This is a genomic window from Paenibacillus sp. FSL R7-0340, assembly GCF_038002205.1.
Taxonomy (GTDB): Bacteria; Bacillota; Bacilli; order Paenibacillales; family Paenibacillaceae; genus Paenibacillus; species Paenibacillus polymyxa_B.
The window spans coordinates 818,833-845,753 of sequence record NZ_JBBOBY010000001.1; the positions used below are offsets into that span (position 1 = coordinate 818,833).

Genomic DNA, 26,921 nt, shown 5'->3' on the forward strand with positions numbered 1-26,921 from the left:
CTTTTGTGTATGCATCGACATCTGTATTGAATTAGAATAGATCTGGATTATCAGGGTATATTTTTTTGAATTGTGAACGTATAAGTTCAATTTTTTCTTTCGTGATGGATGATGTCTTTTTCAAGACTATGGTTTTTACGTTATTATCAAGAGTATAGCTCTTTAAAGGTATATAATTATTTTTAAGAGATCCGTTCATTACCTCTTCTGCGAGAATACCTACAACTTTTTGACCACTTTCACCTAAATGGTATTGTGTAGGTGATGCGATCACGACATAATCGGACTCAAAAAACGACACTGGAAAGCCATCTCTTAAATCAACGTGATGGGTCAGATTCATAAATGGAAGAGCGTTGCTATTGTCAGGCATTTCAATCTGTCTGAGTATGTCATCATTAAGAATTCCAGAGCTAGACAGAACATATACTTTATGCTGCTCTGATGAGATTTCCTTAAGATAAGCCGTTAATTGTTTTAAAACAGGTATATCCGTTCTTACTCTAGGTGTTTGTTTAAAGTCACTGAATAAAGAAGAAAAATAGGTAACAGGTCGTGCATTTACATTAGTGAACGTTACCAAGAAATTACAAGCGACTAAATAAACTATAATAACTAAGAAAACACTTTTTGCATACTTTATCTTGGACAAATAGTTTAGAATAAGAATAACGCCACAAATAAATAGAATTAATACGTTCACTGTAAGAAGATAATAATGCTGAGAAGCTAAGCTTTGAATTCTTGTAAAAAGAAAGTACGTAATAAATAAGTTCGTAACTAGAAAGATTGATATATACCTAGTTGTACTAATAAATAACAAGCCTATGCAACCAACAAGAGCTATCAGAAAAATGAAGGCACCATAATGATAAAATAAATTCTGTAAGTTACTTAAGACGTCACCAAAATAATAAGCTGAGTAGGCGTTTTTGAAGTTATTGGTTAGGGCTCTTTGAATAAATTCATTGAAGAATATAATAAGAAATAACGCGCTTGAAGATCCTATAATGAAAAAATTTAAAATAACCTGCAAGAGCTGTTTGAAGCGAAACTCTTTTTCTAGAATCCATTTGAACAAAAAAGCGATACTGATCGAGCCAAAAAGAGATACGATCCAAAACCCATACCATCTTCTTGTGAATGTTAGTAATACCAAGCAAGCTGCTAAGAGTAAAACTGCTTTTAAATTTAAGCGTTCAAAATCATTATTAAATAAGATAACAAGGGACAAGCAAATAAAAATGAGTCCTATAGAATCCAGATATCCACCTAACATAGGAGCTATCATAATTGGAAAGGTAAATGTAAGTACAAAGATCATAAAAACGTTCAACTTTGTGTTTAACTGGATTTGATCAGCAATCTTGATACATAATAAGAAAAGTATCAAACAAGAAGGATACAAGAAGCAGGTATAGATTGCCAAGACATAGCTCATGTAGCTTGTACCTAAGAACTTTAATGGTAAAGAGAGAAAGACTGTTGGGAAAACGGAATAATCGTCTCTTAAAATGCTTGCATAGATTTGTTTAGATGCTGCTATAAAATCTGTACTTAAAAGGTTATTAAATTGTATGGACGTATTCCAATAGGCTGAAAAGTCCCAATAATAAATGAAATGCTCCCTTTGAAGGAATGCGTAAATGAATATTATCCCAACTAGATAACCGCCAAAAGCTAGGTATTGCACCATTATTTCTTTCTTGGCATATGTTAAGATACCACTAATGTGTAAAATGTATGTAGCACCTATGACAAACGACTGCGCAATATTTAGACCGAATAATATGGAAATATAGTAAGAATCGACTTTAAACAGTATTAGAATCGGGATAAGTAGCCACATCAAAACCAAATAGGACCAAACAAAATTTTTATTAACTCTCGATAAATTCAAAAGCATATTCCCTCCCAATATAGTGTGCTTATTAATCTTATAGTAATCATAAATGAAAGTATATACTCAAGATGTTGGAGGTTTCGTGAATGATAATAAAGGAAGTACTTTCAGGTGCAAAAATCATTGAACCCGTGGTTCATGGTGATCACCGTGGTTTTTTTATGGAAAGTTACAATGAACAGATCATGAAAGAAAACGGAATAGACCATGCTTTTATTCAGGATAACCAATCCTTGTCTGCAGAAGCCGGTGTGATTCGTGGCTTGCATTACCAACTTAATCCTAAAGCGCAGACCAAACTCATTCGTGTGCTTTCTGGAGCTATCTACGATGTGATTTTGGATATTCGTAAAAGTTCTCCGACGTTCGGTCAATGGGTCGGAGTCATCTTAAGCGAGCATAATAGACGTCAGCTACTGGTGCCTAAGGGTTTTGCTCATGGGTTTTGTACGCTTGTTCCTAACACTCAAGTGCTGTATAAGGTAGACGAGTATTATTCACCTGAAAATGATCGTGGAATTCTGTGGAATGATCCTGCACTAGGGATTGATTGGCCAACTTCTCATGCTATTCTTTCGGAGAAGGATCAGAAGCATCCAGCACTGGCTGACGCAAACATTAATTTTGATTAGAGGAATAATAAGATTTAGGAGGTCTGTATGAAACTTCTTGTCACCGGCGGGGCCGGATTTATAGGCAGTAACTTTGTATTGTATATGCTAAAACACCATCCAGATTACGAAATTGTAAATATAGATGCTCTTACCTATGCAGGTAACTTGGAAAATTTGAAATCCATTGAAAATAATCCCAAACATAGCTTCATCAAAATAGATATTACCGACGCACAAGCGATTGACCAGCTGATGCAGCAGGGAATCGATGTGGTAGTTAATTTTGCAGCGGAGTCACATGTGGATCGGAGTATTTTGGAACCGGAAGTGTTTGTGAAAACAAACGTATTGGGTACGCAAGTGCTACTGGACGCAGCCAAGAAATATAACGTGACCAAGTTTGTACAGGTATCAACAGATGAGGTGTACGGTTCTCTGGGAGAAACAGGATTGTTTACGGAGGAAACTCCGTTGCAGCCTAATAGTCCTTATTCTGCATCCAAGGCAGGTGGCGATCTGCTAGTTCGTGCATATCATGAAACCTTCGGTTTACCAGTGAATATCACGCGTTGTTCTAACAACTATGGTCCATACCAGTTTCCTGAAAAATTGATCCCGCTAATGATCTCACGTGCACTGAGCGATCAAAAGCTACCTGTATACGGGGATGGCTTGAACATTCGCGACTGGTTGTATGTAGAGGATCATTGCAGTGCAATTGATCTGGTCATTCATCAGGGTAAACTGGGTGAAGTATACAATATCGGGGGAAATAACGAGCGGACAAATGTGCATATCGTCAAAACGGTATTGGAGGAGCTGGGCAAGCCAGAATCTCTGATTTCGTATGTGCAGGATCGTCCAGGTCATGACCGCCGTTATGGCATTGATCCAACGAAGACGATGAATGAGTTGGGCTGGAAGCCAAAGCACTCTTTTGAAACCGGCATTAAAGAAACGATTCGCTGGTATCTGGACAATGAAGAATGGTGGACTCGCATTCAATCTGGCGAATATCAACAATACTATGCAAAGCAGTACGGTTCCCGCTTGGGGGATGAGTAGAATGAAGGTATTGGTTACTGGAGCATCCGGTCAACTTGGTAAAGATGTAGTAAAGGTTTTTCAGGAGCAAGGACATGATGTCCTGGGTTACGATCGCGAACAATTAGATATCACGGATTTGCAGCAGACGGTGAAGATTGTAGGACAATATCAACCTGACGCCGTAATCCACTGTGCAGCGTATACGGCAGTGGATGCAGCCGAGACCGATGTAGACGGGGCTTATCAAGTCAACGCGGCAGGTACACGTAATATGGCGCTGGCTGCGGAAAAGGTTGGAGCCAAGCTGGTTTATATCAGTACAGATTATGTGTTCGATGGAACGGCAAAGCAGCCATATCATGAGTACGATAATACCAATCCGCAGAGTATCTACGGAAAGTCCAAACGGGCGGGAGAGGTATTGACCCAAACACTTTCCTCTAGGTATTTTATTGTTCGTACATCTTGGGTATATGGATTGCACGGGAACAATTTTGTCAAAACGATGCTGAAGCTTGGTCAGGAGAAGCCGCTCCTGCAGGTGGTGAATGATCAGAAGGGTTCACCTACCTATACAGTGGATTTGGCACGTTTCTTGGCGGAATTGATTCAAACGGAGAAGTATGGCGTATACCATGCATCCAATAGTGGCTCCTGTACCTGGTATGAATTTACGCAAGCTATTTTACAGGATGCGGTGGAAATATTAGATGCCAAGATCACAGCGAAATTGGAGCCGTGCAGCACAGAGCAATTCCCCAGACCGGCAGCGCGGCCACGCAACTCTGTTATGGAGCATATAGCGATCCGAACCAACGGGTTAAATGATTTGCGCGACTGGCGTGAGGGATTGCGTGATTTTTTGCAGGAGTGTCTTAGTAAATCCGAGTAATTAAAAACCTTATTATAAATATCAACAATCTCCCATCAGTTCATGATTGGGAGATTTTATTATATTAAAGCCTATGTTGATTAAGGACGCTGAGCATTATAATGTATAAGCAGATGGAACCTATTGTCCCTCTATTACACATTTTAAAAGAAGGAGGTCATTACTCTGAACAGACCTAACATACAAATTTTATTGTCTACATATAATGGAGCAGCTTATTTAGATGAGCAAATAGAAAGTCTCATCAATCAAAAAGACGTAGAAGTTCAGATTCTAATTCGTGATGATGGCTCGACAGATGATACGGTTGCCAAGTTGAGAGTGCTGAAGCAACATTATCCTCAACAGATTATTTTATGCCTCAAGAGCAATGTAGGGGTTATTAAAAGCTTTTTTGATTTGATTCAAAGATCGTCTGAGACATTCGACTATTACGCTTTTTGTGATCAGGATGATGTGTGGATGCCGAACAAACTCGCTCAGGCTGTGTCTCATCTCAGGGATCAGGATGGAAGTCGGCCGCTGATGTACTGTTCTGCTACACAAATGGTCTCTCAAACATTGGAACCACTCAAAGTATGGCCAGCTGACATCCCACGACCTGTATCCTTCTATAATGCTCTCATTGAGAATGTGTGTGTAGGTTGTACCATGGTGATCAATAAAGAAACACTCGAGCTCGTGAAAAAGAGAATTCCGACTTCTTTGGATAACATTATTATGCATGACTGGTGGATTTACTTATGCACCTCCTCTTTTGGTGAGGTTGTTTTTGACCCCGAGCCGTCCATTTTGTATCGGCAGCATCAAAACAATGTGTTGGGAGGTTCTACTGATGGCTGGGTTAGCAAGTGGAGGAAAAGACTAAGTAGATTTATAAAAGGAAAAAATCGCTATATTTTAAGCAAACAAGCCCAGCAATTTATTCAACTTTATGGACAAGACATGTCTCCTCAAATGTATAAAGATATGGATCAGTTCCTGGAAAGCTACCAAAAGGGCGTATTTTCTCGTATGAAATATATTTGGCAGTCTCCATTTTATAGGCAGTCACGGTTGGACAACTGGATTTATAAGTTGGTTTTCATAATGAGGAAGTTATAGAGGTATGGAAAGAAAAATATTGAAACTTTTTTCCATATATGAGCGTCAAATAGTCAAAGGTGCAAATGAATACTAGATAAAATACCATCGAATGCGTGTTCCTTTATGGAAAAATATAGTATAATTGAAACGTGCAACCGATAGAGCTGGCAAGGGCGGTCGGCTAACTCTCCCGAGGAGGGGGGTGAAGCCTGTGACAGTGTTTGAGGCGCTCAGTTTAATGCTGACGTTCGGGGCGTTAATCGTCACACTGTTAGAGTTTAACAAACGAAAATAGACCGCCCCCGCAAGGAAGGGTCTATTTTCGACCTGATTGTTCCAAAACCGTCCGCTCTTGGAGCGTTGGTTGCGCAGGGGCTGGCTGGCACCAGCCCTTTTTCCATGTATATCTTACCACGATGAATTTTAGACCTCAACCGAGGATTTTACAAAAATCTAATAAACGACTCCCAATGAACAATATATAGATCGAAATGGTTTCGTTTGTCTATATTTGCACTTTGGAGCGACAGGAATCGAATTTTGTGAAATTCTACTAACTATGTAAGGTTACAAGTTATGTGCTTTTTTGCGCCCCGTGGTCTGCGCGGTATGCTATAATAGGCGATAGTAGAATAGATTACTGAATTTGTCAGGAGCGTTTTAAATATGGATGTAAGCATACTGGTCGTCAACTATAATACGTGTCAATTGACGCTGGATTGTTTGCAGTCGGTGTATGCGTCAAAGTCGCAGTACCGATATGAAGTGATTGTTATTGATAATCACTCCAGTGACGGATCTGTTGAGGCTATTCGTGCTGCATACCCTGAGATTACGTTGATAGCCAATAAGGATAATACAGGTTTTGCCAAGGCAAATAACCAGGGGATGGAAGTAGCCAGCGGGCGTTATGTATTGTTGTTGAATTCCGATACGCTGGTGCAACCGGACACGCTGGATACAATGGTTCAGTTTATGGATACGCATCCGGAGATAGGGGCATCGGGCTGCAAGGTCATCTTGCCGGATGGATCATTAGACAAGGCTTGTAAGCGAGGATTTCCAACGCCGTCAGCTTCTTTTTACTACGCTTTCGGCTGGTCGAAGCGTTACCCGGATAACCCGAAGTACAATCAATATCAGCTTGGGCATCTAAGCCCGGACGATGAGTATCCTGTAGATGTACTGGTAGGTGCTTTTATGCTGGTGCGCCGGGAGACGATTGACCAGGTCGGGGGGTTGGACGAAACCTTTTTTATGTATGGTGAGGATATTGACTGGTGTTACCGGATTAAGCAAGCCGGGTGGGGCATTTACTACTACCCGCGCACATATATTATTCATATCAAAGGGGGCAGCGCTCGCCGTCGTCCTTTGAAAATTATTTATGAGTTTCATAGAGCAATGTGGGTATTTCATCGTAAGCATTATAAACAGCAATACAGTTGGATCACCAATATGGCTGTATATGCGGGAATTACCGTGAAATTTGGAATGGCCTTTCTAAAAAATAAGTTGTCCGCACCGGTCAAGCCAGACGGCGGGGAACAATCTCGTACTGAGGTGAAAGCATGATACGCAGAAATCAGCGTTTTTTAACCCAATTATATATTGTGGCGGATTTCGCGGTCATTCAGTTGTCCTTTCTGATCGCTTGGTTTTTCAAATTTGAAAGTGAATGGATCACCTATAAAGAACCGCTTCCTATTCAAGTATATGGAGGCTGGAGCTTAATCTACGGCCTGATTGCTGTAGTGTTGGGGATGTTATTCTCGCTCTATTCGCCCAAACGCAAAAAACGGTTTGCAGACGACGTATTCCGCGTCACCCAGATTCATATCGTTGGCCTGTTCGTGCTGTTGAGTGTAATGTTCTTCGTGAAGCAAATCGACATTTCGCGGTCCTATTTGGCAATCTATATGATTGGAAACGTTCTGCTTATTTTGTTTTACCGATTTTTTTTGAAGCAAGTTCTTAAAGCTCTCCGTCAAAAAGGATACAACAAGCAATTCATGCTTATTCTCGGGGCGGGTACTCTAGGCCAACGATTTTATCATAACCTTGGACAGTATCCTGATCTGGGATACGAGGTAGTGGGTTTTCTGGATGATAAGCGGCATTGGAGTGAAGAGGAAGAGGCGCATTTTCGCCCGATTCTTGGAGGCTTAGATCAATTGGAGGCTACGCTGTCGCGTCTGATGATTGACGAGGTCATTCTGGCGCTGCCGCTGGATGCTCATGATAAGTACCCCAAGATTATCAATATGTGTGAAAAAGCTGGAGTGCGCACGCTTATAATCCCCGACTTTTTCGATTATTTGCCGGCTCGCCCGTACTTTGACAACTTTGCAGGTATGCCGATGATCAATGTACGGGATATTCCACTGGATGTGGCGGGGAATCGATTGTTTAAGCGTCTGTTCGATATTTTATTCTCTTTATTCGCGATTCTCCTGACCTCTCCGATCATGCTAGGGGTGGCGATTGGTGTGATGATTACATCCAGAGGGCCAATCATTTTTAAGCAGGAGCGGGTAGGCTTGAACCGTCGCACCTTCCGAATGTACAAATTTCGTTCGATGAAGGTGCTGCCCCCTGGAACTGAAGATACGGGCTGGACGACTGCTAATGACCCAAGACGCACACGTTTTGGTACTTTTATTCGTAAAACGAGTCTCGACGAGTTGCCGCAATTTTTCAACGTTCTGCTGGGTGATATGAGTGTCGTTGGTCCACGCCCAGAACGACCCTATTATGTGGATCAGTTCCGTGAGGAAATTCCAAAATACATGGTGAAGCATCATGTTCGTCCTGGAATCACAGGCTGGGCACAGAGCAACGGGTTGCGTGGAGATACATCTATTGAGGAACGGATTAAGCATGACATTTTCTATATTGAGAACTGGTCGCTCTTATTCGATATTAAAATTATTTTCCGTACGATTCGCAATGGTTTCAAGAACGCGTATTAATCCAGAGTCACCCTTCGGTTTAGCCGGAGGGTGTTTTTGCGTCTGGCAGTTGTTTTGAGTATGCGTCTGTGGGGTATTGACCTGTACGAAAAGGATGTGACACCCTATGAAACGACTAATTGCTGCGGTCATTCTTTTAATATTAACCGGCACATTTTTACTGGGTTACAAAGGGCAATCTACAGAAGAACATACTGGCTTTACCACGCACCGTGTGATTTCGCATGCCATGGGAGCCGTTGATGGTTTGGCCTATACTAATGCGCGTGAAGCGTTTGTGGAAAATTATAAAAAAGGCAGCCGCGTATTCGAGGTCGACCTGATGTTTACTTCGGACGGACATTTGGTGGCGCGCCATGAATGGACAGAATCCTTTACAGAGCAAATGCAACAGGAACACGCAGTTGCTACAGAACAGGGCGGAAAACCTTGGAGCTATCATCAATTTAAAAACACACCCATACACGGTTCCTATACTCCAGTAGATTGGAAGGATGTATTGGATCTATTGGAAACATACCCGGATGCTTATATTGTGACCGATACGAAAGAACAGGACCCTGCCCAAATCAAACAGTTGTTTGCACAACTGACCCGTCAGGCACAGGAGAAAAACCCCGAGCTTTTGTCCCGTATTGTTCCTCAAATTTACAATGAAGAAATGCTGCAAACGTTGCGGAGTATTTATCCCTATCCATCCGTTATTTATACGCTCTACGCCACAGAGGATAAAGATGACCAGATCATTCGATTTGTACAGCAAAATGATATAACGGCAGTAACTTTACCAGAGAATCGGGTGAGTGGTGCTTTAGTGGAAAGTTTGCGTCAGGCAGGGGCAGTGTGCTACGTAAATACCATTAATGAGTTGAAGGATGCGGCTGAGTATGAGCAGATGGGTGTGCGAGGTTTCTATACAGATATTTTAACGGAAAAAGAACTTAGTAAACGCAGTTGGTTGTATGCGCTACGACCATGAGCTGTCTGAACGGGGTGTTCCCATTTGATACGAACATTGACACCTTTTAAGCACTGTCATAGACTTAGCATAGAACGCTTTTGGATATTGGAATTCGGCTCGACTGGATCATAACAAAAGCAATGGATGCTGGAGGAATGTGTGTTGGCAGATTCAATTCAATCATGGAAGCATGTGTTTAAGCTTGATCCTGACAAGGAACTGGATGATGAGGCACTTGACGCCGTGTGTATGTCTGGTACGGACGCCATTATGGTAGGAGGTTCATCGGGCGTAACCTATGAAAATACGGTGGATTTGCTGTCACGGGTTCGGCGTTATGAGGTGCCGTGTGTGCTTGAGGTGTCCGATCTGGAGGCTGTAGTGCCAGGGTTTGATCTATATATGATTCCCATGGTACTGAATACCACTGACAGTAATTGGATTCTAGGGCAGCATCAACGTGCGATTGAACAGCTTGGTTATGTGATCCCGTGGGATTTGCTTGTGGCGGAAGGATATATTGTTTTGAACGGTGATTCCACGGTCGCTAAGCTTACCGGAGCAGATGCTTCACTGGGTGCTTCATCTGCCGCCTCATATGCACAGATTGCTGACAAGCTCATGCATCTGCCGATTGTATATGTGGAATATAGCGGTGCTTTTGGGGATATGGAGCTGGTGCAAAAAATACATCGCAGTACGGAGCGCTCTCGTGTCCTATACGGGGGAGGAATCGTGGATAAATCTACCGCGTTACAAGCGGCTGCGGTTTGTGACACCATTGTAGTAGGTAACATCATTTATCGTGACTTGGCGAAGGCGCTGGAGACGATAGCTGTGAAATTGGAAGTATAGAACGTGAATTTATGGAAGCTCAGGGAAAGGAGCATGCACGCATGCAATCAATAGATATACACGAGGCGGTAGCTCGCCTTAATCCGCCTCAGCGTCAGGCTGTGGAGGCGGTAGATGGTCCGCTGCTGATTATGGCTGGCGCAGGCAGTGGTAAAACACGGGTGCTCACGCACCGAATAGCTTACCTCATCGCGACCCGCAAGACGGCTCCATGGGGCATTTTGGCGATTACCTTTACGAACAAGGCTGCGCGTGAAATGCAGGATCGCGTATCCAAGCTGATTGGCCCGCAGGGGAGAGATGTATGGGTATCCACCTTCCACTCGATGTGTGTGCGTATTTTACGTCGGGATATCGAGCGGATTGGCTTCACCTCCAATTTCAGCATTTTGGATTCTACGGATCAATTGTCTGTCATTCGGAGCTGCATGAAGGATCTGAATATAGACACCAAAAAGTTTGAACCCAAAGCGGTTCAGTCTATGATGAGTACGGCTAAAAATGAACTGGTCACTCCCGAAATGTATGAGCGCAAGATTGGTGACTATTTTGAGGGGATTGTGGCGAAGGTATATACCAAGTACCAACAACGGCTCAAAAACAACAACTCTCTTGATTTTGATGATTTGATCATGGCAACGATTCAGCTATTTAAAGAAGTACCTGAGGTACTGGATTTCTACCAGAAGAAATTTCAATACATTCATGTTGATGAATATCAGGATACGAACCGTGCGCAGTACATGCTGTGCAAAATGCTGGCCGACAAGCATCACCGGATTTGCGTAGTAGGTGACAGTGACCAATCCATCTATCGGTGGCGGGGGGCGGATATTAGCAACATTTTGAATTTTGAAGAGGACTACCCGGAAGCGCGCACCATTTTGCTGGAGCAGAACTACCGGTCCACCTCAAATATTCTCAATGCTGCCAACGAAGTTATTGGTCAAAATACAGGCCGCAAGCCGAAGAAACTATGGACTGACAAAGAAGGCGGAGCCAAGATTAAAGTTTACCGTGCTGACTCCGAGCATGATGAGGGCTACTTTATCGCCTCAGAAATTCATAAGAATATTAATGCGGGCAAAACCTATAGCCATCATGCCATTTTGTACCGTACGAATGCTCAGTCTCGGGTTGTCGAGGAAATTTTGATTAAATCGGATATTCCTTACCAGATCGTGGGCGGTATCAAGTTCTATGATCGTAAAGAAATTAAGGATTTGCTGGCGTATCTTCGCCTACTCTCCAATCCTGACGACGACATCAGCTTGATCCGAATCATTAATGTGCCAAAACGAAGCATCGGAGACACGACCGTCGGTAAATTGCAGGCAGCTGCAGCGGAACGTGGAGTTTCGATTTTCCGTGTCCTTCAAGTTGTAGACGATTTGGGCTTTGCAGGACGTACGCGCAATGCGTTGGTAGAGTTTTACGATATGATCGAAGGTTTAAGTCGGATGGTAGACTACCTGTCGGTTACCGAGTTAACAGAAAAAATGTTGGAAACCACCCAATATCGATTGGAACTGCAAAACGAGAATACACTTGAGTCACGCTCGCGTTTGGAGAATATTGATGAGTTCCTGTCGGTAACCATGGAATTTGAAAAAGGAGCGGAAGACAAGTCACTCGTCTCCTTCCTGACCGACCTTGCTCTGATTGCCGATATTGATTCCATGAATGACGATGAAGAAGAGCAAAGCGATGCGGTTGTATTGATGACCATGCATAGCGCCAAAGGACTGGAGTTTCCTATCGTATTTATTGTCGGTATGGAGGAGGGAGTATTCCCTCATAGTCGTGCTTTTCTGGATAACGAAGAGCTGGAGGAAGAGCGCAGATTGGCGTATGTCGGGATTACCCGTGCAGAGGAGCAACTGTTCCTTACATGCGCACAGATGCGCACTCTGTTTGGCCGCACCACAGCTAACCCGCCTTCCCGCTTTCTCGAAGAGATTCCGGACGAGTTAAAAGAGGATACGATCATTAAACGTGACCGCTACCGCCGTTCAGGCAATGTAGGCGGATCTTATGGTGGGCGCGGACTGAATAAAGGTAGTGGCAGCAACTTTGGTGGAGAACGCTCGTTTGATACGATGAGCCGCAGTGGTTCGTCCGCTTCCGCGTCACCCCGCGTAACAGTAACGACATCTTCATCTGCGAAAGCAACTCCGGCTGCTTCGGCAGGAGGCCCCTCCATTTTTGCGGCTGGAGACAAGGTACAGCATGGCAAATGGGGGATTGGAACCATTGTCGCTGTAAAAGGGACGGGTAATGATATGGAGCTTCAAATTGCTTTCCCGGCTCCAGTAGGGGTTAAACGACTGCTGGCTGGCTTTGCACCAATTACAAAAGTAGAATAAATCTCAAACATCATTAAATCTCGAACCTCATGAGTGGCAGCTTGGCTTAGGCCTCTGCCCTGATGAAGTTCCCGGAGGGATACGCCTGCATGAACCCAATGCACAGGATGGAGCAGCTTGTTGCTGAACTGAACACATATAACTATCATTACTACACACTGGATGAACCCAAGATCAGCGACAAAGAATATGATGTGCTTTATGACGAGCTGGTAGCGCTTGAACAGACGAGCGGTCTTGTGCTGCCGGATTCGCCGACACAGCGTGTGGGTGGGGAGTTACTCAAAGGTTTCACACCGCATCGCCACCTTGCCCCATTATGGAGCCTTGATAAAGCTCAGAATATGGAACAGCTGCGTGCATGGAACGCGCGTGTTGTTAAACTGGTCAATGATTACAATACCAAGAACCCGGAGCAACCTTTGCCATCTCCAGGCTATGCAATAGAACTTAAATTTGATGGACTGACGCTGAACCTGACGTATACAGATGGACAGCTGGTACAGGCTTCCACCCGCGGTAATGGCGTTGTGGGTGAGGGAATACTGGCACAGGTGAAGACGATTAAATCCGTACCACTTACAATTCCTTTTCGAAATGGAACAATTGAAGTACAGGGAGAAGGGATAATGAATCTCTCTGTATTGTCCAAATATAATGAGACTGCCGTGGACCCTCTTAAAAATGCACGCAACGCCGCAGCTGGCGCTTTGCGTAACTTGAATCCCAAAGTGACAGCTGAACGACGATTGAATGCATTTTTCTACAATGTGGGATATGCAGACCGTATCCAATTTGACAGCCACCAGGAAATGATGACTTTCCTGCGTGAAAATCATTTTAAGGTAAACCCTTACCTGACTTACTTTGATAATTTTGAAGATGTAATGGAGCAACTGATTGAGATTGAAGAATCTCGTGCCGGATTGGATTATCTCATTGATGGGGCAGTATTGAAAATTACAGATATGCGCACACGTGAGGCTCTCGGGTATACCGATAAATTCCCACGCTGGGCGGTGGCATATAAGTTCGAAGCTGAGGAAACGACAACGGTGCTTAACTCGGTTGAGTGGAATGTAGGACGAACCGGTAAAATCACCCCACTTGCAAGGGTAGAGCCGGTAGAGCTGGCGGGAGTCACTGTACAAAATTGTACACTGAACAATGCTGGTGACATTGAGCGCAAAAACCTGAAGTTTGCTTTGGGGGCACGTGTGTTTATCCGTCGCTCAAACGATGTCATTCCGGAGATATTAGGAAAGGTAACGTCTGAGAACGACGGTGAGGAAATTGTCGTACCAGATCATTGTCCAGCCTGCGGGTTTCCGTTGCAGCAGCGAGGTGCCCATTTGTTTTGCGACAATAAGCTGGGGTGTAAACCACAAATTGTGGCTCGTATTTCCCATTTTGCTTCACGTGATGCTATGGATATTGAGACATTCAGTGACAAAACGGCCATACAGCTACATGACGAACTGGAAGTGCGCGAGCCTGCGGATCTGTATACACTCCAATATGATGATCTTGTGAAGCTGGAGCGGTTTGGTGAGAAAAAGGCCAGTAACCTCTTGGCGGCACTAGAAAAGAGTAAAGAGAGAGATTTGGCTTCTTTCCTTTATGCTCTGGGTATACCGAATACCGGTAAAGCGACAACACGTATGTTGGCTGAACATTACCGTGATTTGCACAAGACGATGTCCGCTACGGTGGAAGAACTGATAGAACTACCGGATGTAGGCGGGATTGTAGCCGAAAGCATTGTGGCTTTCTTTGCCGATCCATTTACTCAGGCGGGAATTGAAAAGATGCTGTCTCTAGGGGTGAAAGCTCAAGCCCCTGAAGCTCCACAGGAGAAGAAGACAGACAGCTTTTTCAGTAGCAAAACGGTCGTGCTTACAGGTACCTTGCATCAGCTTACGCGTGAAGAAGCTGTATCCAAGCTGGAGGCGCTTGGAGCCAAAGTTGCGGGGTCTGTATCGAAAAAGACGGATCTAGTCATAGCTGGTGAAAAGGCTGGGAGTAAGCTGGCTAAGGCCCAACAGCTCGGAATTGACACCATAGAAGATGAGGATGAATTTATCAGACTGCTGGAACAAGAATAAATAGTTTTGCAATGAGTGCAGTCATTCCGCTCTGGGGCGGGGTGGCTGCCTTATTATCTGTTGTATAGTAGGAAATAAAATAGATATAAATAAATGCTTGCTAAATAACTTTAGGCATGATATATTATTAGACGTTGCTTTGAGAATAACATTTCTTGAAGCGAGGTTGCTGAAAAGATAATCAAAAAAAAGATTTGACAAGAAAGCAACTGACATGGTATGATCTAATTCCTGGCTCGTTGAATGAACGAGAACAGACAAGTTCTTTGAAAACTGAACAAATGGATGATGAAATAAAGATTTCTTCTTTTATAAGAAGAATCGCTAGCATTAAAAATGAGCTTATCGCTCTTTCTATAACCAACTTCGGTTGGTCTTTAATGGAGAGTTTGATCCTGGCTCAGGACGAACGCTGGCGGCGTGCCTAATACATGCAAGTCGAGCGGGGTTGATTAGAAGCTTGCTTCTAAACAACCTAGCGGCGGACGGGTGAGTAACACGTAGGCAACCTGCCCACAAGACAGGGATAACTACCGGAAACGGTAGCTAATACCCGATACATCCTTTTCCTGCATGGGAGAAGGAGGAAAGACGGAGCAATCTGTCACTTGTGGATGGGCCTGCGGCGCATTAGCTAGTTGGTGGGGTAAAGGCCTACCAAGGCGACGATGCGTAGCCGACCTGAGAGGGTGATCGGCCACACTGGGACTGAGACACGGCCCAGACTCCTACGGGAGGCAGCAGTAGGGAATCTTCCGCAATGGGCGAAAGCCTGACGGAGCAACGCCGCGTGAGTGATGAAGGTTTTCGGATCGTAAAGCTCTGTTGCCAGGGAAGAACGTCTTGTAGAGTAACTGCTACAAGAGTGACGGTACCTGAGAAGAAAGCCCCGGCTAACTACGTGCCAGCAGCCGCGGTAATACGTAGGGGGCAAGCGTTGTCCGGAATTATTGGGCGTAAAGCGCGCGCAGGCGGCTCTTTAAGTCTGGTGTTTAATCCCGAGGCTCAACTTCGGGTCGCACTGGAAACTGGGGAGCTTGAGTGCAGAAGAGGAGAGTGGAATTCCACGTGTAGCGGTGAAATGCGTAGATATGTGGAGGAACACCAGTGGCGAAGGCGACTCTCTGGGCTGTAACTGACGCTGAGGCGCGAAAGCGTGGGGAGCAAACAGGATTAGATACCCTGGTAGTCCACGCCGTAAACGATGAATGCTAGGTGTTAGGGGTTTCGATACCCTTGGTGCCGAAGTTAACACATTAAGCATTCCGCCTGGGGAGTACGGTCGCAAGACTGAAACTCAAAGGAATTGACGGGGACCCGCACAAGCAGTGGAGTATGTGGTTTAATTCGAAGCAACGCGAAGAACCTTACCAGGTCTTGACATCCCTCTGATCGGTCTAGAGATAGGCCTTTCCTTCGGGACAGAGGAGACAGGTGGTGCATGGTTGTCGTCAGCTCGTGTCGTGAGATGTTGGGTTAAGTCCCGCAACGAGCGCAACCCTTATGCTTAGTTGCCAGCAGGTCAAGCTGGGCACTCTAAGCAGACTGCCGGTGACAAACCGGAGGAAGGTGGGGATGACGTCAAATCATCATGCCCCTTATGACCTGGGCTACACACGTACTACAATGGCCGGTACAACGGGAAGCGAAATCGCGAGGTGGAGCCAATCCTAGAAAAGCCGGTCTCAGTTCGGATTGTAGGCTGCAACTCGCCTACATGAAGTCGGAATTGCTAGTAATCGCGGATCAGCATGCCGCGGTGAATACGTTCCCGGGTCTTGTACACACCGCCCGTCACACCACGAGAGTTTACAACACCCGAAGTCGGTGGGGTAACCCGCAAGGGAGCCAGCCGCCGAAGGTGGGGTAGATGATTGGGGTGAAGTCGTAACAAGGTAGCCGTATCGGAAGGTGCGGCTGGATCACCTCCTTTCTATGGAGAATCGTTTCCTGCAATGGAAACATTCAAATATGAAGCGTAAGCTTCAAAAAAATCATCATTCCATTTGTTCAGTTTTGATGGAACTTGTGAGGGGCCATAGCTCAGCTGGGAGAGCGCCTGCCTTGCACGCAGGAGGTCAGCGGTTCGATCCCGCTTGGCTCCACCAATTACAATTTCATCTTAAACTGTATGAGAATCGTTAACTCTTTGGAGATTGACTGATAATCAAACAGCTTTGCACCTTGAAAACTGGATACCGAAACGAAATTGCGTTTTAGAATATTCCTTTAAGCTGATCTTGTGTAAACAAGTGAAATAAAGGTAGCAGGTAAGGAAAGATCTTTTGCCTTTGGCAAAAATCATTCTTTATCGAACATCGACATTTTCTTTCTTTGAAAGAAAAGTCTAGGTTAAGCTACAAAGAGCACACGGAGGATGCCTAGGCGCCAGGAGCCGACGAAGGACGTGGCGAACAACGATAAAGCCTCGGGGAGCTGTAAGCAAGCTTTGATCCGGGGATGTCCGAATGGGGAAACCCGGCTGTCTTCATCGACAGTCACTTTCTGCTGAATACATAGGCAGAATAGAGGCAGACCAGGGGAACTGAAACATCTAAGTACCCTGAGGAAGAGAAAACAATAGTGATTCCGTCAGTAGCGGCGAGCGAACGCGGATTAGCCCAAACCAAGGAGCTTGCTCCTTGGGGTTGTGGGACGTCTCACATGGAGTTACAAAGGAACCGGTTAGATGAAGAGGTCTGGAAAGGCCCGCCAGAGAAGGTAAAAGCCCTGTAGTTCAAAACTTGTTCTCTCCGAGACGGATCCCGAGTAGTGCGGGGCACGTGAAACCCCGTATGAATCCGGCAGGACCATCTGCCAAGGCTAAATACTCCCTGGCGACCGATAGTGAAGCAGTACCGTGAGGGAAAGGTGAAAAGCACCCCGGAAGGGGAGTGAAATAGATCCTGAAACCGTGTGCTTACAAGAAGTCAGAGCCCGATCTATGGGTGATGGCGTGCCTTTTGTAGAATGAACCGGCGAGTTACGTTCCCGTGCAAGGTTAAGGTGAAGAGCTGAAGCCGCAGCGAAAGCGAGTCTGAATAGGGCGAATGAGTACGTGGACGTAGACCCGAAACCGGGTGATCTACCCCTGTCCAGGGTGAAGGTGCGGTAACACGCACTGGAGGCCCGAACCCACGCATGTTGAAAAATGCGGGGATGAGGTGGGGGTAGCGGAGAAATTCCAATCGAACCCGGAGATAGCTGGTTCTCCCCGAAATAGCTTTAGGGCTAGCCTCGGAAAAAAGAATCGTGGAGGTAGAGCACTGATTGGGTGCGGGGCCCGCAAGGGTTACCAAGCTCAGTCAAACTCCGAATGCCATAGATTTAGTTCCGGGAGTCAGACAGTGAGTGCTAAGATCCATTGTCGAAAGGGAAACAGCCCAGACCATCAGCTAAGGTCCCCAAGTGTGTGTTAAGTGGGAAAGGATGTGGAGTTGCACAGACAACCAGGATGTTGGCTTAGAAGCAGCCACCATTGAAAGAGTGCGTAATAGCTCACTGGTCGAGTGACTCTGCGCCGAAAATGTAACGGGGCTAAACACACCACCGAAGCTATGGCTTGATGCTTGCATCAGGGGTAGGGGAGCGTTGAATGCGGGTTGAAGGTGTACCGTAAGGAGCGCTGGACTGCATTCAAGTGAGAATGCCGGTATGAGTAACGAAAAGATCTGTGAGAATCAGATCCGCCGAAAGCCTAAGGGTTCCTGAGGAAGGTTCGTCCGCTCAGGGTAAGTCGGGACCTAAGGCGAGGCCGATAGGCGTAGTCGAAGGACAACAGGTCGAAATTCCTGTACCACCGTAATCCGTTATGAGCGATGGGGTGACGCAGTAGGGTAGTGACGCGGACTGATGGATGTCCGTCTAAGCAGTGAGGCTGGTGTGTAGGCAAATCCGCACATCGTTAAGGCTGGGCTGTGATGGGGAGCGAAAATTATAGTAGCGAAGGTCATGATCTCAGACTGCCAAGAAAAGCCTCTAGCCAGGAGAAGGTGCCCGTACCGCAAACCGACACAGGTAGGCGAGAAGAGAATTCTAAGGCGCGCGGAAGAACTCTCGTTAAGGAACTCGGCAAAATGACCCCGTAACTTCGGGAGAAGGGGTGCCTCGGTAGGGTGAATAGCCCGAGGGGGCCGCAGTGAAAAGGCCCAAGCGACTGTTTAGCAAAAACACAGGTCTGTGCGAAGCCGCAAGGCGAAGTATACGGGCTGACGCCTGCCCGGTGCTGGAAGGTTAAGGGGAGTGGTAAGCCTTCGGGCGAAGCTATGAACCGAAGCCCCAGTAAACGGCGGCCGTAACTATAACGGTCCTAAGGTAGCGAAATTCCTTGTCAGGTAAATTCTGACCCGCACGAATGGCGTAACGACTTGGGCGCTGTCTCAACGAGAGATCCGGTGAAATTTTAATACCTGTGAAGATGCAGGTTACCCGCGACAAGACGGAAAGACCCCATGGAGCTTTACTGCAGCTTGATATTGAATTTGGGTACGATCTGTACAGGATAGGTGGGAGCCGTTGAACTTTGAGCGCCAGCTTGAAGGGAGGCATCCTTGGGATACCACCCTGATCGTATCTAGGTTCTAACTTGGTACCGTGATCCGGTGCGAGGACAGTGTCAGGTGGGCAGTTTGACTGGGGCGGTCGCCTCCTAAAGAGTAACGGAGGCGCCCCAAGGTTCCCTCAGAATGGTTGGAAATCATTCGAAGAGTGCAAAGGCAGAAGGGAGCTTGACTGCGAGACCTACAAGTCGAGCAGGGACGAAAGTCGGGCTTAGTGATCCGGTGGTACCGCATGGAAGGGCCATCGCTCAACGGATAAAAGCTACCCTGGGGATAACAGGCTTATCTCCCCCAAGAGTCCACATCGACGGGGAGGTTTGGCACCTCGATGTCGGCTCATCGCATCCTGGGGCTGAAGTAGGTCCCAAGGGTTGGGCTGTTCGCCCATTAAAGCGGTACGCGAGCTGGGTTCAGAACGTCGTGAGACAGTTCGGTCCCTATCTGTCGTGGGCGTAGGAAATTTGAGAGGAGCTGTCCTTAGTACGAGAGGACCGGGATGGACGTACCGCTGGTGTACCAGTTGTTCCGCCAGGAGCACCGCTGGGTAGCTATGTACGGAAGGGATAAGCGCTGAAAGCATCTAAGCGTGAAGCCCCCCTCAAGATGAGATTTCCCAGTATGTAAGACCCCTTGAAGACGACGAGGTAGATAGGTTGGGGGTGGAAGTGCAGTAATGCATGGAGCTGACCAATACTAATCGGTCGAGGGCTTATCCTAAAAATAAAACGCAAATGAGTTTCGGATCCAGTTTTCAGGGTGTAAGTTTTGTATTGTATAAGCTCAAGTAGCTTATATGAAACAAGCGAACACACAGCATTTGGCGATGCTGATTCCTGTTAAAGAATTTACGATGTAAATTCATGTTTGGTGGCGATAGCGGAGGGGTTCCACACGTACCCATCCCGAACACGACCGTTAAGCCCTCCAGCGCCGATGGTACTTGGACCGCAGGGTCCTGGGAGAGTAGGACGTCGCCAAGCAAAAGTGAAAAGGATGATAATCTCAATGAGATTATCATCCTTTTTTATGTGTTTTTAGATGGCCACCTGCTTCTAAGGTTGACAGAGGGAAGAGGCTTTGCCACACTCTAAGTGTATAATCTTTTTTATGGATGCCCAAGTATACGAGCGAGGTGACGAAGTTATGGAGATCAGACAATTACAACGTGAGGAATTTGAAGCGGCTATTGAATTATCTCAATATGCTTTTCAGTTTACAATGTCCCTGGAGGATCTGGAAAAATCCAAGAAGAAATTCAAACCAAAGCAAACATGGGGAATATTCGACGGACATGACTTGAATGCTAAACTGACTTTGTTACCCCTACAGGTATACATAAACGGTCAGGTTTTTGATATGGGGGGCATTGCTGGTGTGGCAACATGGCCAGAAAAGCGTCGCGGAGGCATGGTGTCACGTTTGTTGACGCATGCGCTTGAAGAAATGAAGTCTGCGGGACAAAGCCTTTCTTTTCTGCATCCATTCTCCTTTGCCTTCTATCGTAAATTTGGATGGGAAACGTATATTGAATATAAAAAGTACGTCATTCCCATTGATAAATTCCCTGCAAAACTTAAAACAGAAGGTACAGTCAAACGCGATGTCAAAGATATTTCAGAACTGGACCAAGTGTATCAAGCGTATGCATCTCGTTATAATGGCACGCTGGTACGAGATAAGGAATGGTGGCAAGAGCGGATTTTAAATGAGAACTATCGAACTGCGGTATATTACTCTGAAACAGGCGATCCTCAGGGATATGCACTATACAAAATTGAAGATAAACAGTTGAATTGTGATGAGTTGGTATATGAAAATGAGACGGCTCGTCGGGCTTTATGGACTTATTTTGCAAATCATGACTCAATGATAGCCCAAGGTAAATTTAATTACGTTCCAGCAGATGACAATCTGCCATTTTTACTCGATGATCCACGAATTCAACAGGAAACTGTGCCTTATTTTATGGGTCGTATTGTGGATGCAGCTGCTTTTATAGAAAGATACCCTTTTGAACAGATTGGAGAAGAAACAAGTTTAACCTTAAATCTGACTGATCGGTATGCTCCATGGAATGATGGATTATGGAGATTAACGATTACTACGGAGGGGCAAGGACATCTGGAGAGAGTGGATATAAGCAATTTATCTGAAAACGCCATAGTAGCTGACTTGAAACTTGGGATTCAGTCACTGACGACTCTGATGCTTGGCTACCAGCAGGCTGATGATCTGTATAAATGGGGGCGTATTGAAGGCAGCAGTGAGTCTGTGTCTGCCCTTAAACGTGTAATACCGGTAAAACAAACGTTCTTATTGGATTTTTTCTGATAAAGGCCCATTTAGTTCTTCTTAGGCTCCATCTTTCAGGGAACATAACTTGTGTGGTTATCATAATTTTCAAAACTCTTTCTGTAATGGGAAGAGTTTTTTTATGGTATTGTATAAAACATAATTAGATTGCGAAAAATGGTATTGACCCCTTGGCAAAAATGAATAATGTGCTATAATATGAATATAGTCAAAGAAAGTCAAAGTCAATCAAGCCTAGTGCGATTCTGTAGAAGTACTATGCTGATGGATTAGCTGTATAAGGTGATTTTGATAGCAAAGAAGTAAATGAGGATCGAAATGATTTGCGTATAGTTAGGAGCTGACTCTTATGAACATAAGAGAAGTGTATGATTAATCGCAAATAAAGGCCACACTAGAGACAAAACGGTACAATTCCAATGGATGTAGATCAGGCAATAGCCTGAATACAGCTTAGATTCGTGACTTTACCGTTTGGTTAAGTTCAATATACGGCGGACTCTGTGGAGCGTGAAATGTACTTGAATACTTGCGTTTCCGTTAGTGGAGGATGATGAAATGCGCAATGTTTCCGATATTATTGAACAATATTTGAAGAGTATATTGCTGGAAAGTCCCCAAGGTTTAGTGGAGATTCAGCGCAATGATCTGGCTGACCGCTTTTCCTGCGTGCCGTCGCAAATTAATTATGTAATTAGCACCCGGTTTACGCTGGAAAAAGGCTATGTGGTGGAAAGTAAACGCGGTGGCGGGGGCTACATTCGTATTCAGCGAATTCAGCTGCCTGCACAGCATGCCATCCATACACATCTTCATCAGAGCATCGGGGAGGAAATAAGCCAATCGGCAGCCGAAGGACTGATTTATCAGTTAGAGGAAGCCCATTTTTTAAGCAAAAGGGAAGCTAATTTAATGAAGGCTGCTTTATCAAGGGATACATTATTACTGAAGCTTCCCTATCGTGATCAACTGCGAGCAAGATTGCTTAAGGCTATGCTGATTTCGTTGCTGGCGACCAAATAGTGTGTGGAAAGAGACTAACGTTTGGATGTAGGGATTGGTATAAATCCTGACATTGAAGGAGGTGCTTTTATGCTGTGCCAAGAATGTAATATGCGGCCGGCAACTTTGCATTTCACCAAAATTGTGAATGGCGAAAAGACAGAGTTTCATATTTGTGAGACGTGTGCCAAGGAAAAAGGGGAGATGATCCCTGGAACACCTAACGGCTTTTCGATTCATAGCTTGTTGTCGGGGATGCTGGATTTTGACTCCAGTACAAAGAGCCAGTCTCCAGGCCACAGTGGTCCGCAGAACCTGCAATGCAAGGATTGTGGCATGACCTATGCACAGTTTAGTAAGCTGGGACGTTTCGGATGCCCGTCGTGCTATCAATATTTTGATAGTCGTCTGGACCCTCTGTTCAAGCGTGTGCATGGCAGTACGAATCATGTTGGTAAAGTTCCGGTTCGCACTGGAGGCCGACTGAAGGTTAAACGGCAAATTGACGATTTGAAAAAAGAGATGCAACAGCATATTGTACAGGAAGAATTTGAATCAGCTGCTGAGCTTAGGGATCAAATCAGAGAGCTTGAAAAAGAAATGACTGAAGAGTAAAGTTTGTGAAGAGTAGGAGGGATGCGTAATGCCCAATATTCGGTTTACGGAGAAGCCGCTAAGTGACTGGATGCGTGGTGATGCTGCGGATTCGGAGATTGTCATTAGCAGCCGGGTGAGAATTGCGCGTAACTTGCAGCATCTGCCTTTTCCCATGCTTGCTACCAATCAGCAGTCGGAAGAAGCACTTCAACGATTGACGGATATCCTTCAGTATGATGATTTAGGCGGTTTTGGTACTTTTCATACGTTGAAAATATCCGAGTTGGATGAGATCGACAAGCAGGTGCTGGTTGAGAAGCATTTGATTAGTCCAAATTTGGCGAACGAATCTCGTAACGGTGCTGTTTTAATTAGCGATGATGAATCGGTTAGTGTTATGATAAACGAAGAGGATCATCTGCGTATCCAGTGCTTATATCCGGGATGTCAGGTTAGGGAAGCTTGGGAACGCGCTATGATTATTGATGATGCATTTGAAGCGCATGTTGATTATGCATTTGATGATCGGAGAGGTTTTCTGACCAGTTGTCCGACGAATGTCGGCACAGGTATGAGAGCTTCGGTGATGATGCATTTGCCTGCATTAGTTATGACTCATCAAATCAATCGTATATTGTCTGCTGTTTCACAGGTAGGTCTTACAGTTCGTGGCATTTACGGTGAAGGCAGCGAAGCGGTCGGAAATTTGTTTCAGGTATCTAATCAGATTACACTGGGACAAACCGAAGCGGAGATTATTGAGAATCTACATGGCGTGGTGCTACAAATTATTGAGCACGAGCGTTCTGCCAGAGAAAGGCTAATGAATGAATCTATGCTGCGAATTACAGATCGGGTGATGCGTTCATTCGGTATTTTGTCATATGCAGCAGTATTGGATTCCAAGGAGGCTGCACAGCGGCTATCCGATGTACGTCTTGGCGTAGATTTAGGGATTTTGGAGCGTCCTTCCACCGCAGCGATGAATGAGCTGAATGTGATGACACAACCCGGGTTCCTGCAAAAAAGCTTTGGGGATAAAATGAATACCGAAGAGCGCGATATGTACCGGGCGAAGCTGATCCGGCAAAAATTAGGCACAACCCTTTAATATATAGAATGATCTGAAATACACACTGTGGAGGTGCAGGATATATGATGTTTGGAAGATTTACGGAACGTGCACAGAAAGTGCTTGCTTTGGCTCAGGAAGAAGCTGTTCGATTGGGACACAACAACATTGGCACAGAGCACATTTTGCTAGGCCTCATTCGTGAAGGTGAAGGAATAGCCGCGAAAGCCTTAATCGGTTTAGGGCTGGGACTGGAAAAAATCCAGGATGAAGTGGAAACGCTGATTGGACGCGGTCAAGAGCAACCGACGAACATTGCCTATACTCCACGCGCCAAAAAAGTCATCGAACTGTCTATGGATGAAGCCCGCAAACTGGGCCATACCTATGTAGGTACAGAACATATTTTGCTTGGTCTTATTCGTGAAGGTGAAGGCGTAGCAGCGCGTGTACTGAACAACTTGGGCATCAGTCTGAACAAAGCGCGTCAGCAAGTGCTTCAATTGCTCGGCAGCAGCGAGGCTGTTTCCAGCCATCACGGTGCTCCAGCTAATGTCAGCACGCCAACTCTGGACAGTCTGGCACGCGATCTGACGGCATCTGCGAAGGAAAACAACCTGGACCCTGTTATTGGGCGTAGCAAGGAAATTGAACGCGTAATTCAGGTGCTCAGCCGCCGTACAAAGAACAATCCGGTTCTGATCGGTGAGCCTGGGGTAGGTAAAACAGCGATTGCCGAAGGATTGGCCCAAAAAATTATAGCAAATGAGATTCCTGAAACGTTGCGCGACAAGCGCGTAATGACACTGGATATGGGTTCTGTGGTAGCAGGCACCAAGTATCGTGGTGAATTCGAGGATCGTTTGAAAAAAATTATGGACGAGATTCGTCAAGCGGGTAATATCGTATTGTTCATTGATGAGCTGCATACGCTGATTGGTGCTGGTGGAGCGGAAGGCGCAATTGATGCGTCCAACATCCTTAAGCCTGCTCTGGCACGTGGCGAGCTGCAATGCATCGGTGCGACCACGCTCGATGAATACCGCAAATATATTGAGAAAGATGCTGCTTTGGAGCGTCGTTTTCAACCAATTACAGTGGATCAGCCTTCTCCAGAAGAGGCGATTCAAATCTTGTACGGCCTGCGTGACCGTTACGAAGCGCATCACCGTGTAAAGATCACAGATGAGGCTATTGAAGCGGCTGTAAAATTGTCAGATCGTTATATCACCGACCGCTTCCTGCCAGATAAGGCTATTGACCTTATTGATGAAGCGGGCTCCAAAGTAAGGCTGAATTCTTACACTGTACCGCCAAACCTGAAACAGCTGGAAAACCGTCTGGAAGATATCCGTAAGGAAAAGGATTCAGCGGTACAAAGTCAGGAGTTTGAAAAAGCGGCAGCGTTGCGTGATACAGAGCAAAAAATCCGTGAAGAGCTAGACGTGACGAAAAACCAATGGAAAGAACAACAGGGTCGTACAGATTCTGAAGTTACACCAGAGGATATCGCTCAGGTCGTTGCAATCTGGACAGGTGTTCCAGTCAGCAAGCTGAAAGAGGAAGAAACACACCGCTTGTTGAATATGGAAGAGTTGCTGCATGAGCGGGTAATTGGACAGGATGAAGCAGTTAAGGCAGTAAGCCGGGCGATTCGCCGGGCACGTGCCGGACTGAAAGATCCGAAGCGTCCAATTGGTTCCTTTATTTTCCTCGGCCCAACTGGGGTTGGTAAAACAGAATTGGCACGCGCCTTGGCTGAATCCATGTTTGGAGATGAAAATGCGGTTATCCGTATTGATATGTCCGAATATATGGAGAAGCACTCCACGTCCCGTCTGGTAGGAGCACCTCCAGGGTACGTTGGATATGAAGAAGGCGGTCAGCTGACTGAGAAGGTACGTCGTAAGCCATACTCTGTTGTGTTGCTGGATGAAATTGAAAAAGCACACCCAGAAGTATTCAATATTCTTCTGCAAGTGCTGGAAGATGGTCGTCTAACAGATTCCAAAGGTCGTGTCGTCGATTTCCGTAACACACTCATCATCCTAACATCTAATGTTGGTGCACAGGCGATTAAACGTAACTCCACGCTTGGTTTTACAGCTGTAGTGGACGCTGGGGCGGATTACGATAATATGAAGGGCAAAGTGATGGATGAACTGAAGAAAAGCTTCCGTCCTGAGTTCTTGAACCGGATTGATGAAATTATCGTTTTCCATTCTCTCGAAGAAAAACATATTGCCGAAATTGTGTCACTCATGTCTGAGGAGCTGCGTAAGCGTCTGAATGAGTATGAGGTGGACTTCGAGTTGACAGACAACGCTAAAAAATTCCTTGCCAAGGAAGGCTTTGATCCAGCGTATGGTGCGCGTCCATTGCGTCGTGCAATCCAGAAGCATATTGAAGATCGCCTGTCCGAGGAACTGTTGACTGGCAACATTACTAAGGGTGACTCTCTCTTCATTGATGAGGAGAATGGTGCATTGACTGTAACGAAAAAGGATAATGTATCTGCCAAGTCCTAAAGCAGTTTACTAAATAAATAGTAGAAAAGGGTGTCTCGCAGGCTGGAAA

At 45.5% G+C, this 26,921-nt stretch carries 17 protein-coding genes, 1 tRNA gene and 3 rRNA genes; 20 read left to right on the top strand and 1 reads right to left on the bottom strand.

Features of this window, described 5'->3' with window-relative positions:
- Nucleotides 1–31: 31 nt before the first annotated feature.
- Nucleotides 32–1,906 (bottom strand): hypothetical protein, encoded by a 1,875-nt coding sequence (locus MKX59_RS03555; protein WP_340857629.1) that lies wholly within the window; start codon nucleotides 1,904–1,906, stop codon nucleotides 32–34.
- 83 nt (nucleotides 1,907–1,989) lie between these two features.
- Between MKX59_RS03555 and rfbC the strand changes: the two genes are divergently transcribed.
- From rfbC to clpC, 20 genes are all read left to right on the top strand, one after another.
- Nucleotides 1,990–2,535 (top strand): dTDP-4-dehydrorhamnose 3,5-epimerase, encoded by a 546-nt coding sequence (gene rfbC, locus MKX59_RS03560; RefSeq protein WP_028542096.1) that lies wholly within the window; start codon nucleotides 1,990–1,992, stop codon nucleotides 2,533–2,535.
- A 27-nt stretch (nucleotides 2,536–2,562) separates the two neighbouring features.
- The gene (gene rfbB, locus MKX59_RS03565; RefSeq protein ID WP_340857630.1) at nucleotides 2,563–3,582 is read left to right on the top strand and encodes a dTDP-glucose 4,6-dehydratase; all 1,020 of its coding nucleotides are present in this window, start codon (nucleotides 2,563–2,565) and stop codon (nucleotides 3,580–3,582) included.
- A 1-nt stretch (nucleotide 3,583) separates the two neighbouring features.
- Complete coding sequence (rfbD, locus tag MKX59_RS03570) at nucleotides 3,584–4,456, top strand: dTDP-4-dehydrorhamnose reductase (protein ID WP_340857632.1); 873 nt, start codon at nucleotides 3,584–3,586, stop codon at nucleotides 4,454–4,456.
- 192 nt (nucleotides 4,457–4,648) lie between these two features.
- A complete protein-coding gene (locus tag MKX59_RS03575; protein ID WP_445669761.1) occupies nucleotides 4,649–5,560 on the top strand; it encodes a glycosyltransferase family 2 protein in 912 nt (303 codons plus the stop codon).
- A 199-nt stretch (nucleotides 5,561–5,759) separates the two neighbouring features.
- Nucleotides 5,760–5,837, top strand: coding sequence for a putative holin-like toxin (locus MKX59_RS27560; RefSeq protein ID WP_354005523.1), 78 nt, complete (start codon nucleotides 5,760–5,762; stop codon nucleotides 5,835–5,837).
- 371 nt (nucleotides 5,838–6,208) lie between these two features.
- Complete coding sequence (locus tag MKX59_RS03580) at nucleotides 6,209–7,117, top strand: glycosyltransferase family 2 protein (RefSeq protein WP_069080815.1); 909 nt, start codon at nucleotides 6,209–6,211, stop codon at nucleotides 7,115–7,117.
- A complete protein-coding gene (locus MKX59_RS03585) occupies nucleotides 7,114–8,514 on the top strand; it encodes an undecaprenyl-phosphate glucose phosphotransferase (protein ID WP_023990580.1) in 1,401 nt (466 codons plus the stop codon). Before MKX59_RS03580 ends, MKX59_RS03585 begins: the two co-directional genes overlap by 4 nt.
- Before the next feature lie 106 nt (nucleotides 8,515–8,620).
- Nucleotides 8,621–9,493 carry a phosphatidylinositol-specific phospholipase C/glycerophosphodiester phosphodiesterase family protein gene (locus MKX59_RS03590; protein WP_023990579.1) on the top strand — a complete coding sequence of 291 codons (873 nt, stop codon included), beginning with the start codon at nucleotides 8,621–8,623 and terminating at the stop codon, nucleotides 9,491–9,493.
- Nucleotides 9,494–9,619: 126 nt separating this feature from the next.
- On the top strand, nucleotides 9,620–10,330 hold the full coding sequence (locus tag MKX59_RS03595; protein ID WP_049828463.1) for a heptaprenylglyceryl phosphate synthase: 711 nt from the start codon (nucleotides 9,620–9,622) through the stop codon (nucleotides 10,328–10,330).
- A 41-nt stretch (nucleotides 10,331–10,371) separates the two neighbouring features.
- Nucleotides 10,372–12,696 carry a DNA helicase PcrA gene (gene pcrA, locus MKX59_RS03600; protein WP_023990577.1) on the top strand — a complete coding sequence of 775 codons (2,325 nt, stop codon included), beginning with the start codon at nucleotides 10,372–10,374 and terminating at the stop codon, nucleotides 12,694–12,696.
- Nucleotides 12,697–12,785: 89 nt separating this feature from the next.
- On the top strand, nucleotides 12,786–14,801 hold the full coding sequence (ligA, locus tag MKX59_RS03605; RefSeq protein ID WP_279835315.1) for an NAD-dependent DNA ligase LigA: 2,016 nt from the start codon (nucleotides 12,786–12,788) through the stop codon (nucleotides 14,799–14,801).
- 377 nt (nucleotides 14,802–15,178) lie between these two features.
- Nucleotides 15,179–16,734, top strand: a 16S ribosomal RNA gene (locus MKX59_RS03610).
- A 99-nt stretch (nucleotides 16,735–16,833) separates the two neighbouring features.
- A tRNA-Ala gene (locus tag MKX59_RS03615) sits at nucleotides 16,834–16,909 on the top strand.
- A 242-nt stretch (nucleotides 16,910–17,151) separates the two neighbouring features.
- Nucleotides 17,152–20,077, top strand: a 23S ribosomal RNA gene (locus MKX59_RS03620).
- A 146-nt stretch (nucleotides 20,078–20,223) separates the two neighbouring features.
- Nucleotides 20,224–20,340, top strand: a 5S ribosomal RNA gene (gene rrf / locus MKX59_RS03625).
- Together the 16S, 23S and 5S rRNA genes with 1 tRNA gene alongside form the textbook arrangement of a ribosomal RNA operon.
- A 163-nt stretch (nucleotides 20,341–20,503) precedes the next feature.
- Nucleotides 20,504–21,691: a GNAT family N-acetyltransferase gene (locus MKX59_RS03630; protein ID WP_340857635.1), complete on the top strand. Its 1,188-nt coding sequence runs from the start codon at nucleotides 20,504–20,506 to the stop codon at nucleotides 21,689–21,691.
- Between the two features lie 540 nt (nucleotides 21,692–22,231).
- Nucleotides 22,232–22,696 carry a CtsR family transcriptional regulator gene (locus MKX59_RS03635; protein ID WP_013312188.1) on the top strand — a complete coding sequence of 155 codons (465 nt, stop codon included), beginning with the start codon at nucleotides 22,232–22,234 and terminating at the stop codon, nucleotides 22,694–22,696.
- A gap of 69 nt (nucleotides 22,697–22,765) precedes the next feature.
- Entirely contained in the window at nucleotides 22,766–23,290 is a 525-nt protein-coding gene (locus MKX59_RS03640; protein WP_023990574.1) for a UvrB/UvrC motif-containing protein, read from the top strand.
- 28 nt (nucleotides 23,291–23,318) lie between these two features.
- A complete protein-coding gene (locus tag MKX59_RS03645) occupies nucleotides 23,319–24,383 on the top strand; it encodes a protein arginine kinase (protein ID WP_071558181.1) in 1,065 nt (354 codons plus the stop codon).
- Between the two features lie 44 nt (nucleotides 24,384–24,427).
- Nucleotides 24,428–26,872: an ATP-dependent protease ATP-binding subunit ClpC gene (clpC, locus tag MKX59_RS03650; protein ID WP_023990572.1), complete on the top strand. Its 2,445-nt coding sequence runs from the start codon at nucleotides 24,428–24,430 to the stop codon at nucleotides 26,870–26,872.
- The last annotated feature ends 49 nt before the right edge of the window (nucleotides 26,873–26,921 follow it).

Excerpts from the sequence above, each read along its gene's own strand:
- MKX59_RS03555 (WP_340857629.1), bottom strand. The coding sequence starts at position 1,906 with ATGCTTTTGAATTTATCGAGAGTTAATAAAAATTTTGTTTGGTCCTAT.
- rfbC (WP_028542096.1), top strand. The coding sequence starts at position 1,990 with ATGATAATAAAGGAAGTACTTTCAGGTGCAAAAATCATTGAACCCGTG.
- rfbB (WP_340857630.1), top strand. The coding sequence starts at position 2,563 with ATGAAACTTCTTGTCACCGGCGGGGCCGGATTTATAGGCAGTAACTTT.
- rfbD (WP_340857632.1), top strand. The coding sequence starts at position 3,584 with ATGAAGGTATTGGTTACTGGAGCATCCGGTCAACTTGGTAAAGATGTA.
- MKX59_RS03580 (WP_069080815.1), top strand. The coding sequence starts at position 6,209 with ATGGATGTAAGCATACTGGTCGTCAACTATAATACGTGTCAATTGACG.
- MKX59_RS03585 (WP_023990580.1), top strand. The coding sequence starts at position 7,114 with ATGATACGCAGAAATCAGCGTTTTTTAACCCAATTATATATTGTGGCG.
- MKX59_RS03590 (WP_023990579.1), top strand. The coding sequence starts at position 8,621 with ATGAAACGACTAATTGCTGCGGTCATTCTTTTAATATTAACCGGCACA.
- MKX59_RS03595 (WP_049828463.1), top strand. The coding sequence starts at position 9,620 with ATGCTGGAGGAATGTGTGTTGGCAGATTCAATTCAATCATGGAAGCAT.
- pcrA (WP_023990577.1), top strand. The coding sequence starts at position 10,372 with ATGCAATCAATAGATATACACGAGGCGGTAGCTCGCCTTAATCCGCCT.
- ligA (WP_279835315.1), top strand. The coding sequence starts at position 12,786 with ATGAACCCAATGCACAGGATGGAGCAGCTTGTTGCTGAACTGAACACA.
- MKX59_RS03630 (WP_340857635.1), top strand. The coding sequence starts at position 20,504 with ATGGAGATCAGACAATTACAACGTGAGGAATTTGAAGCGGCTATTGAA.
- MKX59_RS03635 (WP_013312188.1), top strand. The coding sequence starts at position 22,232 with ATGCGCAATGTTTCCGATATTATTGAACAATATTTGAAGAGTATATTG.
- MKX59_RS03640 (WP_023990574.1), top strand. The coding sequence starts at position 22,766 with ATGCTGTGCCAAGAATGTAATATGCGGCCGGCAACTTTGCATTTCACC.
- MKX59_RS03645 (WP_071558181.1), top strand. The coding sequence starts at position 23,319 with ATGCCCAATATTCGGTTTACGGAGAAGCCGCTAAGTGACTGGATGCGT.
- clpC (WP_023990572.1), top strand. The coding sequence starts at position 24,428 with ATGATGTTTGGAAGATTTACGGAACGTGCACAGAAAGTGCTTGCTTTG.